The organism is Erwinia sp. 009765445, assembly GCF_058137865.1.
This window is the reverse complement of sequence record NZ_JBYUWC010000003.1, coordinates 34,740-48,264: the sequence shown is the minus strand read 5'-3', so window position 1 is coordinate 48,264 and position 13,525 is coordinate 34,740. Positions and strand designations below refer to the sequence as shown.

Here is a 13,525-nt window from a genome sequence, read left to right as displayed (position 1 = left end):
AGCAGTCAGTAATCCAGGGGACGACTATGTCAGCAATCGATTTCAGGACGAAATTCAGCTTTGAGAGACCTTTTAATAATCGCGAAGAGCCTGAGGGCGAATATCTCATCACCCGGCATTTTGAAAGTGATCGTGGCAGGATCATTAATTCTGCCGCCATCCGGCGTCTGCAGCAAAAAACGCAGGTCTTCCCGCTGGAGAGAAATGCTGCCGTCCGATCGCGCCTGACGCACTCCCTTGAGGTGCAGCAAACCGGCCGCTATATAGCCAAAGAAATTATTCAGAAGCTGAAAGAGCAGCCGGGCGGGCTGGAGCAATATGGCCTGGATGGTTTTACCGGCGCCTTTGAAAGCCTGGTGGAGATGTCCTGCCTGTTGCATGACGTGGGTAACCCGCCGTTTGGTCATTTTGGCGAAGCGGCAATTAATGACTGGTTTAAGGTAAATCTTCCAGGCATGTTGATTGAACCGGCAGATGCGGGGGTGGAAAATAACCAGCAGAATGAAAAGTTTCTCGCGATGAATGCCAAACTTCGCCAAGATCTCTGCCATTTTGAAGGCAATGCTCAGGCTATTCGCCTGGTTCATACTCTTCTGCAGCTCAATTTGTCTTATGTTCAGGTTGCCTGCATCCTGAAATATACTGCGCCTGCCTGGTTCCAGGGCGAAAAACCTCAGCGGTTTAAAACGCTGATGAAAAAGCCAGGCTATTATCTGTCGGAAGAGAAATACGTCTCAGAATTACTGCGGGCGACAGCAACTGAGCAATATCACCGTTTTCCTCTGACTTATATTATGGAAGCGGCCGATGATATTTCTTACTGTATTGCCGACCTGGACGATGCAGTGGAGAAGGCCATATTCAGCGTTGAACAGCTGCACGGTTATCTGAAAGACGAATGGGAATTGCTGAAGAAGAAGAAAAAAGTCAATTCCGATGAGCTGTTTGTAAAGATAGTGGGCTTTGCTTACAGTGAGGCGCAAAACAAAGAGCGCTATCGCAGCCGCAGCGATACCTTTTTTATGAAGCTGCGGGTAAGGGTTCAGTCGGTACTGGTGGAGCACGCGGTTAAACGCTTTATTGATAACATTGAACCTATTTATCAGGGCAGTTTTAATCATTCGTTGCTGGAAGATGAAGGGGATGAAAGTCAGTTACTGACGCTTTTCAAAGCCGTGGCCAGAAAGCATGTATTTAATCACGCGGAGGTGGAACAGCTGGAATTGCAGGGATATCAGGTAATCAAAGGCCTGCTAAATATCTATCAGCCGTTGCTGTCCATGTCTTATACCGATTTTAACATCCTGATAAATGATGATTCCCACAAAGATTACCCGATTGAGACACGTTTATTTCACAAACTTTCCGGTAAGCACCGTAAGGCTTATTCCGTTCATATGCGCAACCTGATAATTGAACATCGCTTTGAACGTTTGCTGTGGGAGCGTTATTATCGTGCGCGCCTGCTGCAGGATTATGTCAGCGGCATGACGGATTTGTATGCGTGGGACGAGTATCGTCGGTTGATGGCGGTCGAATAATGCGGGCGGAGGAGTGAGTTTTGTAAAGGAAGAGAATAAATTTTTACCTTTAGCAGAAACTTCCTCATGAACTTAGCGTTAAAACTTGACTCTCAACATCACGACCTCAGCAATGGTTGCATAATTGGACACTTAGAGAAACAGACGCATGAAAAAAACACTTTTAGCCAGCGCGTTGGTTCTGAGCCTGGGAATGGCGATGGGCCCGCTTACCGCCACCGCAGCAGAAACTGCTTCTTCCTCCAGCCAGCAGCTTCCAAGCCTGGCACCGATGTTAGAAAAAGTGATGCCTTCAGTTGTGAGTATCAATGTTGAAGGGAGCACAACAGTACGCACACCTCGTTTGCCTCAGCAGTTCCAGCAGTTCTTTGGTGATAATTCACCGTTCTGCCAGGACGGCTCACCTTTCCAGAGCTCGCCAATGTGTCAGGGCGGCGGTGGACAGGGTGGTCAGGGGCAGGGCGGCGCGGATACCCAGCAGGAAAAATTCCGTGCGTTGGGATCGGGTGTGGTGATTGATGCCGCCAAAGGCTACGTCGTGACCAACAACCACGTGGTCGATAATGCCACCAAAATTCAGGTTCAGCTGAGTGATGGCCGCAAATATGACGCGAAAGTGATCGGTAAAGATCCGCGTTCGGACATTGCGCTGCTTCAGCTGAATGATGCAAAAAATCTGACCGCTATTAAAATTGCCGATTCAGACGATCTGCGCGTCGGTGATTACACCGTGGCGATCGGTAACCCTTACGGCCTTGGCGAAACGGTCACCTCCGGTATCGTATCAGCGCTGGGACGTAGTGGTCTGAACGTGGAAAACTACGAAAACTTTATCCAGACCGATGCGGCAATCAACCGGGGTAACTCGGGTGGTGCGCTGGTGAACCTGAACGGTGAACTGATCGGGATTAATACCGCGATCCTCGCGCCGGACGGTGGCAACATCGGTATCGGCTTCGCTATCCCAAGTAATATGGTTAAGAACCTGACTGCGCAGATGGTCGAATACGGCCAGGTGAAACGTGGCGAGCTGGGGATCATGGGGACCGAGCTGAATTCCGAGCTGGCTAAAGCGATGAAAGTTGACGCCCAGCGCGGTGCCTTTGTCAGCCAGGTGCTGCCAAACTCTTCAGCAGCGAAAGCCGGTATCAAAGCGGGCGACGTGGTGACCTCGATCAACGGCAAGGCGATTTCCAGCTTCGCCGCGCTGCGTGCGCAGGTGGGTTCACTGCCGGTGGGCACCAAAATGGCTCTGGGCCTGATCCGCGACGGTAAGCCAGTCACGGTGAACGTGGAGCTGCAGCAGAGTACCCAGACCAAAGTTGATTCCGGTACTATCTACACCGGTATTGAAGGGGCTGACCTGAGCAACTTCGACGTGAAAGGCGTGAAGGGCGTGAAGGTCGACAGTGTGAAAGCGGGTTCCGCAGCCGCTCGCATCGGGCTGAAGAAAGACGACGTGATCCTTGGCGTTAACCAGCAGGCCATCGCCAACCTGGGCGAACTGCGCAAGATCCTCGACACCAAACCTTCGGTGCTGGCGCTGAATATCCAGCGTGGTGACAGTTCCATTTACCTGCTGATGCAGTAATCGCAGCAGGGCTGGCCTGCGGGCCAGCTGCCTGATGAAAGGGACCGGTCATTGTGGCCGGTTCCTTTTTTATTTTCAGGTGCTTTGATTTTGCTCACCCTGGTAAACAGCCACAGAGAACAGGACTCTTTGCTGTAACAGCCATCCCTGAGGGGCTGGTCGTTAAGGCCAGTACCTGCTGTTTTATGCCCCGACATCCCCCCGCTTTGTGAACCTTCCCGCAATTTTCACAGCCGGTATCACGCTTAGTGCAGTTGCACAATGTACCGGCACGGCCCTGCAGGTATGCTGGCTGAATAATGCTTTTCAGGAGTAGTGGATGGCCACTTATCATCTGGATGCCCGCCTGGCGCAGGAAATTGTTGCCCGCACGATGCAAATTATTGACAGCAATGTCAACGTGATGGACGCGCGCGGCCGTATTATCGGCAGCGGTGACCGTGAGCGTATTGGAGAAATGCACGAAGGGGCGCTTCTGGCTTTGTCACAGGCGCGCGTGGTGGATATCGATGAAGCCGTGGCGAAGCATCTTCACGGCGTACGCCCGGGCATCAACCTGCCGATGCGTATCGACGGCGAAATTGTCGGCGTCATTGGGCTGACCGGCGAACCCGAGTCGCTACGGCACTATGGAGAGCTGGTCTGCATGACGGCCGAGATGATGCTGGAGCAGGCCCGACTGCTGCATATGCTGGCGCAGGACAGCCGTCTGCGCGAAGAGCTGGTACTGAATCTGATCCGCAGCGACACGCTTTCACCGGCTCTGATGGAGTGGGCGCAGCGTTTGCGCATCGATCTTAACCAGCCGCGCGTGGTGGCAGTGGTGGAGGTGGACAGCGGCCAGCTGGGGGTGGACAGCGCGATGTCTGAGCTGCAACAGCTGCAGACGCTGCTGACCACGCCGGAGCGGGATAACCTGATTGCTATTGTGTCGCTGACCGAGATGGTGGTGCTGAAACCCGCTTTTAATGCCCATGGCCGTTTTGATGCAGAAGACCATCGCAAACGGGTGGAGCTGTTGCAGTCGCGGATGAAGGAGAGCGGTCATTTGCGTATGAGGATAGCGCTGGGCAACTTTTTCACCGGACCGGGAAGCATCGCCCGATCTTACCGGACGGCCCACACCACCATGGTAGTGGGCAAACAGCGTATGCCTGAGCAGCGCAGCTATTTTTATCAGGATCTGGTGCTACCGGTGCTGCTGGACAGCCTGCGCGGTGGCTGGCAGGCCAATGAGCTTTCCCGCCCGCTGGCAAAACTGAAGTCGATGGACAATAACGGTTTGCTGCGCCGCACGCTGATTTCATGGTTCAGCAATAACGTACAACCTTCGGCCACGGCGAAAGCGCTATATATTCACCGCAACACGCTGGAATACCGGCTTAACCGTATTTCGGAACTGACGGGGTTAAATCTGAGTAATTTCGATGACAGGCTGTTGTTGTATGTTGCCCTGCAACTGGATGAACAGCCGTAATATACTCTGAGGACTTTGCAGATGGGGTAGCTGCACGAAAAAATCCCAGTCACTTACCTGAATAAGCTTCCGGGATGTTCTCGCTCAGAGAATATTAACGACCGCTGCGGGTCAGTTTTTCCAGATCGGATTCAATTTCGTTGATTTTATTGGAGACAACGCTTTCCAGATGACGCAGGTCTTCCAGAATTTTACGTTTCAGATCCACTTCCACCTGGTCGCGCTGGCAAATCTGGTCCAGTTCATCAATCACATAACGCAGATTAGGGCTGATTTCCTGAATTTCTTTGTAGCCCTGGCTGACATTATCGGCCACAACGGTTTTGCGCTGGCGTGGATATTTAAATTTCACGCTCTTGGCAAAAAACTCGCCTTTATCTTTGCGGAAATAGATTTTCAGAATGTCGTTGCTGGCTTCCTGACGCAGGCTGTAACGGTCGATATCGTCAGGGTTAGAGATGCCAAGGCCTTTCAAATTATCGTACATGAGTTTTTTTCCTAAGTGAGGTGAATGTCGTCCCGGCTGCGCATTGTGAATACTGCGTTGTGCAGTGCTCGCCATGCTCGCAGACTTTTTATCTGCGACCGGGGCGGCGCGCTTACGCCTAGTCTTCACTTAGCTCGTTCGTTCAGGACTGATGCGATAAATGTAGTCGCAAAAGTCACAGCACGGATAACGTCAGGGTTCATGGTCTGAATCAACGGCGCGGATTATCGCCTGGTTATTGCGCAATAGCACCAGTTATTTCGTGTCGCGAAACAGGTTTTTGACGTGATGGGTGTAAAGAAAAGATTACGGGCCACAGGGAGTGACCCGGAAGATGATTTAGTCGATGGTGCGCAGCAGTTCGTTGATGCCCACTTTGCCGCGAGTTTTCGCGTCAACTTTCTTCACAATAACCGCACAGTACAGGCTGTAGCTACCGTCTTTAGATGGCAGGTTACCGGAAACCACCACGGAGCCCGCAGGTACGCGGCCGTAATGCACTTCGCCAGTTTCACGATCGTAGATTTTGGTGCTCTGGCCGATATAAACGCCCATAGAGATCACCGCGCCTTCTTCCACGATCACGCCTTCCACGATTTCAGAACGTGCTCCGATAAAGCAGTTGTCTTCGATGATGGTCGGGTTAGCCTGCAGCGGCTCCAGCACGCCACCGATGCCCACGCCGCCGGACAGGTGAACGTTTTTACCGATTTGAGCACAGGAGCCGACGGTAGCCCACGTATCCACCATTGAGCCTTCATCAACGTATGCGCCGATGTTAACGTAGGAAGGCATCAGCACGGTGTTGCGTGCAATAAATGCGCCCTGACGTACGGCTGCTGGTGGAACAACGCGGAAGCCTTCTTTTTTGAAGCGGGCATCATCGTAGTCAGCGAATTTCATTGGCACTTTGTCGTAGAAACGACTTTCTGCACCATCAATCACCTGATTGTCATTGATGCGGAAGGAGAGCAGCACGGCTTTCTTCAGCCACTGATGGGTCACCCACTGGCCGTCGATCTTTTCCGCCACGCGCAGGGCGCCGCTGTCCAGCAGGCCGATCACCTGGCTTACTGCTTCGCGGGTCACTGTGTCGGCATTGGCTGGGGTGATCTCGGCGCGGCGCTCGAAGGCGCTTTCAATAACACTCTGTAATTGTTGCATTAAGTCTGATTTCCTGTGTCAAATCATGTCTCCGGGAGCGGTCGCTGTCCGCCTGCTCGTTGGCGCTGAACTGGCAGACTGGCCCCTGGAAGGCGTGGTAAAAATTAAATCTGAGTCACACTTTATCGTTTGGATTAAGGGCGTCTGTCAACCGTTGTTGCAACACTTCACACAATTCCGGACTGAGTGCGCGTCGTTCGCTGTTGGCGAGGATAAATAAATCCTCCACCCGTTCGCCGATGGTACTGATGCGCGCACCGTGCAGCGACACGCCCAAATCGGCGAAGACTTCCCCAACCCGGGCCAGCAGCCCCGGCTGATCCAGAGCGATCAGTTCCATATACGTCCGGCGGTCCGTGTGGGTCGGCAGGAAGATTGCTTCCGTCTCGACGCTGAAATGCTTCAGGCGGGCGGACTGGCGGCGCGTTCGTGCAGGCTGCCAGCTGGTCTGGCCGATAGCCTGTTCCAGCGCCTGGCGGATTATCTCATGCCGGTCGGCCGCCAGCGGGCTGCCATCCGGTTCCAGCACGATAAAGGTATCCATTGCCATGCCGTCACGGCTGGTAAAAATTTGCGCATCGTGCACGCTGAGGTTGCGGCGATCCAGCTCTCCCGCCACGGTAGCGAACAGGTAAGGGCGGTCCGGGCTCCAGATAAAGATTTCCGTACCGCCGCGCGTGGCCTGTGGACTGACCAGCACCAGCGGTTTGGTCAGGTCGTGGTTCATCAGGTGGCGGGCATGCCAGGCCAGCTGGTTGGGCGTGTGGCGCAGGAAGTAATCTGCCCGACAGCGTCCCCAGATATTGTGCAGGGCCTGCTCGTCGATATTATCCATCCGCAGCAGCGCCAGCGCCTGCAACCGGTGATGACGGACCCGCTCGCGCAGATCCGGGCTGTTTTCCATGCCGCGACGCAGCTGCTTTTCGGTGGCGAAGAACAGCTCGCGCAGCAGGCTCTGCTTCCAGCTGTTCCACAAGTTTTCATTGGTGGCGCAAATATCCGCCACCGTCAGGCAGACCAGGTAACGCAGGCGGTTCTCATTCTGCATCACCTCGGCGAACTGCTGGATTTCCGTCGGATCCTGGATATCACGGCGCTGCGCGGTAACTGACATCAGCAGGTGGTGACGCACCAGCCAGGCAACCAGCTGCGTCTCGCGAGAGTTAAGCCCGTGCAGCTCGGCAAACTCCAGCGCATCCTGAGCACCCAGGATCGAGTGGTCGCCGCCGCGGCCTTTGGCGATATCATGGAACAGCGCCGCCATCAGCAGCAGCTCAAGCTGCGGCAGTCTTGGCCAGATCTCCACGCATAAAGGATGTCGCGGGCGGGTCGCCTCGTTAGCGAAGCTTTCAAGTTTTTGCAGCACGCGAATAGTGTGCTCATCAACGGTATAGGCGTGGAACAGGTCGAATTGCATCTGCCCGACGATGTTGCCCCACTGCGGCATATAAGCCCACAGTACGCTGTGGCGATGCATCGGCACCAGCGCCCGGCTGACCGCACCCGGATGGCGCAGAATCGACAGGAACAGCTGGCGGGCCTCCGGAATGTTACACAGCGGCTGCTTCAGATGGCGGCGGGCATGGCGCAGCTGGCGCAGCGTTGTTGAGTAGATGCCGGTAATGTTTGGCGTACGCACCATGGTGTAAAACATACGCATAATTGCTTCGGGCTGACGGGCGAACAGCGTTTCATCGATCAGGTCGATCAGCGGACCACGCAGTTGGAATTCACTGTCGATAGCACGGGGCTTCTCATCTTCGCCCAGCGCCAGGATCGCCTCTTCAAAAAGCTGCAGTAGCATATGATTCAGCTCGCCGACCCGGCGAGTCACGCGGTAGAAGTCTTTCATCATCCGCTCGACCGGCTCGTTACCTTCGCCCTGATAGTTCAGGCGCTGCGCCACGCTGAGCTGGCGGTCAAACAGCAGGCGGTTGTCGTAACGGGGCAGGGAAAGGTGCAGCGCGAAGCGGATTTTCCACAGGAAGTTCTGGCACTCGTTCAGCTCGTTGCGCTCGGCTCCGGTCAGGAAGCCAAAGCCCACCATTTCATCAAGCGAGGTGGCACCAAAGTGGCGACGGGCAACCCACAGCAGGGTATGGATATCGCGCAGGCCGCCGGGGCTGCTTTTTATGTCCGGCTCCAGGTTATAGCTGGTGCCGTGATAACGTTTATGACGCTCCTGCTGCTCTTCAATTTTGGCCGCGAAGAAGCGGTCAGACGGCCAGAAGCCGTCGCTGAAGATGTTTTTCTGCAGTTCGAGGAACAGTGCAACGTCCCCGGTTAGCATGCGGGACTCAATCAGGTTAGTGGCAACGGTCAGGTCAGACAGGCCTTCCAGCAGGCACTCTTCCAGCGTTCGTACGCTGTGGCCCACCTCCAGCTTCAGGTCCCACATCAGCGTCAGCAGCTCGCTGGTGCGCTGGGCATCTTCGGCAGAAAGTGGGGTGCGGCTGAGGATCAGTACGTCAATATCGGAAAGAGGATGCAGTTCACCGCGGCCATAGCCCCCAACGGCAACCAGCGCAATATCTTCCTGCTCAGGGAAACCATAAAAACGCCACAAACGGCGCAGCAGACGGTCGATAAACAGCGTCCGGGCATCGATTAAGGTTTCCACCTCTTCGCCCGCATCAAAAGCGGCAGCCAGCTGATGCTGGAAATGCTCCAGATGTTGCTTCAGCGCTTCGCGTGTCAGTTCCGCGTCATTCCAGTGTGCAGGAGAGTCCGCCAGCCCGTAATTTTTCAGTGTCTTGGTCACGCCAGTGCTCCCGGAGTATCTCAGCTATTCGGAATATTTTGATAGTCCACAGGACAATAGCGCCAGAGGGTGGCAGAGATCAAAGAAAAACGGCAGTCTGCGATCCAGAGCTTTCTCCGGCCTTGGTTGTTATTGCGATCTGTCCGGTGCCATGACCCTGGCCCAAATCCTGCTGGTGGATTGAGTAAACCCAATCTCATCATAAATTTCAGTGAGTTGCATTTATGCTACGCTTAAATTATTGGTTTCTTTACAGCGGTTACTTAATTTTTATTACCGATTTGACAACCCTGGGTTGTTGACTGGATATAAGGGAAAAGAATGCTAATGATATTCGGTGAGTTATCTGGTGCTCCAGTTTGGGTACCGGCAGTATTGCTCGTCATTCTCTCACTCGCACTGGGGTTCCTGGCTCGATTTATCCTTCTGAGGTTCATCCGCTACTGGCAAAATCGTGACAGAAAGCTTTTCAAATCACTTGAAAAACATCTTCGTGGATCACTGTTTCTTTTTATGCCCCTACTGATGATAAATGTAGGGGTTAATTATATTAACATTCAGCCAGACTCACTGGGCTTTATTACGGCAACCCTTAATGTATTCATTATATTATCATTTTGCTCGATTCTGATTCGTCTGGCTAATGTTGCGCAGGATATGCTTTTCATTCGTTATGATATTAATCTTTCGAATAATCTTCGCGCCCGTAAAATTCGCACTCAGATAATATATGTAAAAAAAGTCGCTATTGTACTTCTGGTGTCATTCTGTCTTACACTGATACTTCTCAGTTTTCCCGGTTTTCGAAAATTCGGCACGACCATCCTGGCCGGTGCTGGGGTTGCCGGAATAATCATTGGATTTGCCCTGCAGAAGTCGCTTGTGAACCTGTTTGCTGGCATTCAGATAGCTTTTACGCAACCTATAAAGATTGATGATGCTGTGGTCGTCGAAAATGAATGGGGCTGGATAGAGGAGATCAACCTGACTTATGTTGTTGTGCGTATCTGGGACCTGCGCCGACTGGTTCTGCCCATTACCTACTTTACAGAAAATCCTTTTCAGAACTGGACTCGTAATAATGCACAGATATTAGGATCTGTTTTTCTTTACCTCGATTATTCCATGCCGTTAGCGCCTCTCCGTGAACATTTTGAAAAAGTCCTCAGTGAAACAAAACTCTGGGATCAACAGACTCAGGTGCTTCAGGTGACTGAAACTACTGACAAAACCATGACGATCAGATTATTGATGACCGCGCAGAATTCGCCAACGGCCTGGGATTTACGCTGCTACGTGCGGGAAAAAATGATTGAGTTCGTTCAGCAAAATTATCCTCAGAGCCTTCCTCACGTGAGGGCGACACTAACCGATTCGGAGTTTGCCAGGCCGGTAGACAGGTAGTTAATTGCTTTCCACATAAAAATAAACGAAGTCTGCCGGCTGTATGCCGGCAGGTACCCGTTTATTTGTAAGGAAGTTACATCTCGTGCGTCAGGATCGCCGGGATGGTGTCATCCTTACGCAGGGTCATAATTTCGCAGCCGTTTTCAGTGACCACCAGAGTGTGTTCGTACTGAGCAGAAAGGCTGCGGTCTTTGGTTTTCACCGTCCAGCCGTCTTTCATGCTTCGGATGCGATAATCCCCGGCATTCACCATCGGTTCGATGGTGAATGCCATACCAGCCTGCAGCACCACGCCACCGTCATCCGCATCGTAATGCAGCACCTGTGGCTCTTCGTGGAAGCCTTTACCGATACCGTGACCGCAATACTCACGCACCACAGAGAAGTCCTGTGCTTCCACATACTTCTGGATCTCGCGGCCGAGAGTGCGCAGGCGAATACCCGGCTTCACCATCCGCAGCGCGAGGTACAGGCTTTCCTGAGTCACGCGGCACAGGCGCTCACCCTGAATGGTTGGCTTACCGGCGATAAACATTTTGGAAGTATCGCCGTGATAGTCATCTTTAATCACGGTAACGTCCACGTTGACGATATCGCCATCTTTCAGAATTCTGTCATCGCTGGGAATACCGTGGCAGACCACTTCGTTAATGGAAATGCAGACAGATTTTGGAAAGCCGTGATAGCCGAGGCAGGCCGATACGGCCTTCTGGGTATTGACGATGTAATCGTGGCAGATGCGGTCCAGCTCGCCGGTGCTGACGCCCGGTTTCACATGCTCTTCAATCATTTCCAGCACTTCAGCAGCCAGCCGACCGGCGACGCGCATTTTCTCGATTTCTTCAGGGGTTTTAATTGTAATTGCCATTAATTTAGTCCGCAGTTGTCGATATTTTCGACAATAATAAGGGAAGTGCAGCAATGTTAGCAGCCCACCTTGCCGCTGCCAATTGCAGTTTGTGGAGGGAGGGGCTGAGCGAACAAACATTGGCTTCACGGGTGGCTTTGTGGTATAAAGCGCGCCGACGATTCTCTGTGGGCAGTTTTGCAGAGAAACGCATAAATCTCATTATGTGTAAATAACACACATGTATCGACACGTACTCCGGGGTGCCTTAAGCGCTGCGTAAGCAGTTTGAGAGGTCGGTTGTATGGGATACATGGAGGCTTAACCCCAAATCATTCTATAGAGGTAATCATGGCAACTGTTTCCATGCGCGACATGCTCAAGGCCGGTGTACACTTCGGTCACCAGACCCGTTACTGGAACCCGAAAATGAAGCCATTCATCTTCGGCGCTCGTAACAAAGTTCACATCATCAACCTTGAAAAAACCGTACCAATGTTCAACGAAGCTCTGGCTGAATTGACCAAGATCTCTTCCCGTAAAGGTAAGATCCTGTTCGTTGGTACCAAGCGCGCTGCAAGCGAAGCGGTAAAAGAGCATGCTCTGAGCTGCGATCAGTTCTTCGTCAACCACCGCTGGTTGGGTGGCATGCTGACTAACTGGAAAACTGTGCGTCAGTCCATCAAACGTCTGAAAGATCTGGAAACTCAGTCTCAGGACGGTACCTTTGATAAACTGACCAAAAAAGAAGCTCTGATGCGTAATCGTGAGCTGGCCAAGCTGGAAAACAGCCTGGGCGGTATCAAAGACATGGGCGGCCTGCCGGACGCACTGTTTGTTGTTGACGCTGACCACGAACACATCGCTATCAAAGAAGCTAACAACCTGGGTATCCCAGTGTTCGCTATCGTTGATACCAACTCTGATCCAGACGGCGTTGACTACATTATCCCTGGTAATGACGATGCTATCCGTGCTGTGAGCCTGTACCTGACTGCAGTGGCTACCACTGTACGTGAAGGTCGCTCTCAGGACCTGGCTCAGCAGGCAGAAGAAAGCTTCGCTGAAGCTGAGTAATAAGGACTGCTCCCGAGAGAGCCCTTAGACATCAGATTAAAATCTGTAAGGGGCCTGATTGGCCCCTTTATTTTTTCAACTTTGCTTTGCCGCTTGCTTGTCACAGACGGCGGGGCAGAATATTTCTCCCGAGACCAGGCATGTGTCGCGCCGTCTGATGACGCCGCGGGCAGATGCGAGCTAACCGAGGATTAGAGAATGGCTGATATTACTGCTGCTCTGGTAAAAGAACTGCGCGAGCGCACTGGCGCTGGCATGATGGACTGTAAAAAAGCGCTGACCGAAGCCAATGGCGACATTGAGCTGGCAATCGAAAACATGCGTAAATCTGGTGCGATCAAAGCCGCCAAGAAAGCAGGCAACGTTGCTGCTGATGGCGTGATCAAAACCAAAATCGAAGGCAACTACGGTGTGATTCTGGAAGTGAACTGCCAGACTGACTTCGTTGCTAAAGACGGTGGTTTCCAGGCCTTCGCTGACAAAGTGCTGGATGCAGCGCTGGCTGGCAAAATCACTGACGTTGAAGTGCTGAAAGCTCAGTTCGAAGAAGAACGTGTTGCTCTGGTTGCTAAAATCGGTGAGAACATCAACATCCGTCGCATCGCGATCCTGGAAGGCGATGTGCTGGGTAGCTACCTGCACGGCGCGCGTATCGGTGTTCTGATCTCAGCTCAAAGCGCGGACGAAGAGCTGGTTAAGCAGATCGCTATGCACGTTGCAGCAAGCAAGCCAGAATTCGTTAAGCCAGAAGACGTGTCTGCTGACGTGGTAGAGAAAGAGTACCAGGTTCAGCTGGACATCGCCATGCAGTCTGGCAAGCCTAAAGAAATCGCAGAGAAAATGGTTGAAGGCCGCATGAAGAAATTCACCGGCGAGGTTTCTCTGACTGGTCAGCCTTTCGTTATCGACCCAAGCAAAACTGTGGGCCAGGTTCTGAAAGAGAAAAATGCTGATGTTGTTAACTTTATCCGCTTCGAAGTGGGTGAAGGCATCCAGAAAGCTGAAACAGATTTCGCAGCAGAAGTTGCGGCGATGTCTAAACAGTCTTAATGGATTGAAAAGAACCGCCAACTGGCGGTTCTTTTTTGCCTGTGTTCAGGGCGCTTTTCAGTCACATCCCAATAGTATTTCTGCAATGCTAAGGGGATGATAGATCAGATTTAACTCCTCACA

General features: G+C 52.6%; 10 protein-coding genes. 6 read left to right on the top strand and 4 right to left on the bottom strand.

Annotated features, from left to right (window positions below; all coding sequences use genetic code 11):
- The first annotated feature begins 26 nt into the window (after window positions 1-26).
- The 3 genes from dgt (at window position 27) to AC3Y5R_RS03695 (ending at window position 4,609) form a co-directional block, all read left to right on the top strand.
- The gene (gene dgt, locus AC3Y5R_RS03705; protein ID WP_489920203.1) at window positions 27-1,541 is read left to right on the top strand and encodes a dGTPase; all 1,515 of its coding nucleotides are present in this window, start codon (window positions 27-29) and stop codon (window positions 1,539-1,541) included.
- Window positions 1,542-1,689: 148 nt separating this feature from the next.
- Window positions 1,690-3,132, top strand: coding sequence for a serine endoprotease DegP (gene degP / locus AC3Y5R_RS03700; RefSeq protein WP_489920202.1), 1,443 nt, complete (start codon window positions 1,690-1,692; stop codon window positions 3,130-3,132).
- Between the two features lie 319 nt (window positions 3,133-3,451).
- Complete coding sequence (locus AC3Y5R_RS03695; protein ID WP_158781756.1) at window positions 3,452-4,609, top strand: CdaR family transcriptional regulator; 1,158 nt, start codon at window positions 3,452-3,454, stop codon at window positions 4,607-4,609.
- A gap of 94 nt (window positions 4,610-4,703) precedes the next feature.
- On the opposite strand, the gene AC3Y5R_RS03690 is transcribed toward AC3Y5R_RS03695, so the two are convergent.
- From AC3Y5R_RS03690 to glnD, 3 genes are all read right to left on the bottom strand, one after another.
- A complete protein-coding gene (locus AC3Y5R_RS03690) occupies window positions 4,704-5,096 on the bottom strand; it encodes a DUF3461 family protein (RefSeq protein WP_489920201.1) in 393 nt (130 codons plus the stop codon).
- 339 nt (window positions 5,097-5,435) lie between these two features.
- Window positions 5,436-6,260, bottom strand: a complete 825-nt coding sequence (gene dapD, locus AC3Y5R_RS03685) for a 2,3,4,5-tetrahydropyridine-2,6-dicarboxylate N-succinyltransferase (RefSeq protein WP_158781754.1) — start codon at window positions 6,258-6,260, stop codon at window positions 5,436-5,438.
- Between the two features lie 115 nt (window positions 6,261-6,375).
- A complete protein-coding gene (glnD, locus tag AC3Y5R_RS03680; protein ID WP_489920200.1) occupies window positions 6,376-9,021 on the bottom strand; it encodes a bifunctional uridylyltransferase/uridylyl-removing protein GlnD in 2,646 nt (881 codons plus the stop codon).
- A 321-nt stretch (window positions 9,022-9,342) separates the two neighbouring features.
- Here glnD and AC3Y5R_RS03675 point away from each other — a divergent pair, with 321 nt between their 5' ends.
- Window positions 9,343-10,425, top strand: a complete 1,083-nt coding sequence (locus tag AC3Y5R_RS03675; RefSeq protein WP_489920199.1) for a mechanosensitive ion channel family protein — start codon at window positions 9,343-9,345, stop codon at window positions 10,423-10,425.
- A gap of 76 nt (window positions 10,426-10,501) precedes the next feature.
- Here the strand turns inward: AC3Y5R_RS03675 and map are convergent, their stop codons facing one another.
- Window positions 10,502-11,296, bottom strand: coding sequence for a type I methionyl aminopeptidase (map, locus tag AC3Y5R_RS03670; RefSeq protein WP_158781751.1), 795 nt, complete (start codon window positions 11,294-11,296; stop codon window positions 10,502-10,504).
- Window positions 11,297-11,626: 330 nt separating this feature from the next.
- Here map and rpsB point away from each other — a divergent pair, with 330 nt between their 5' ends.
- Window positions 11,627-12,352 (top strand): 30S ribosomal protein S2, encoded by a 726-nt coding sequence (rpsB, locus tag AC3Y5R_RS03665; protein WP_158781750.1) that lies wholly within the window; start codon window positions 11,627-11,629, stop codon window positions 12,350-12,352.
- Between the two features lie 198 nt (window positions 12,353-12,550).
- Window positions 12,551-13,402, top strand: a complete 852-nt coding sequence (gene tsf, locus AC3Y5R_RS03660) for a translation elongation factor Ts (protein WP_489920198.1) — start codon at window positions 12,551-12,553, stop codon at window positions 13,400-13,402.
- The last annotated feature ends 123 nt before the right edge of the window (window positions 13,403-13,525 follow it).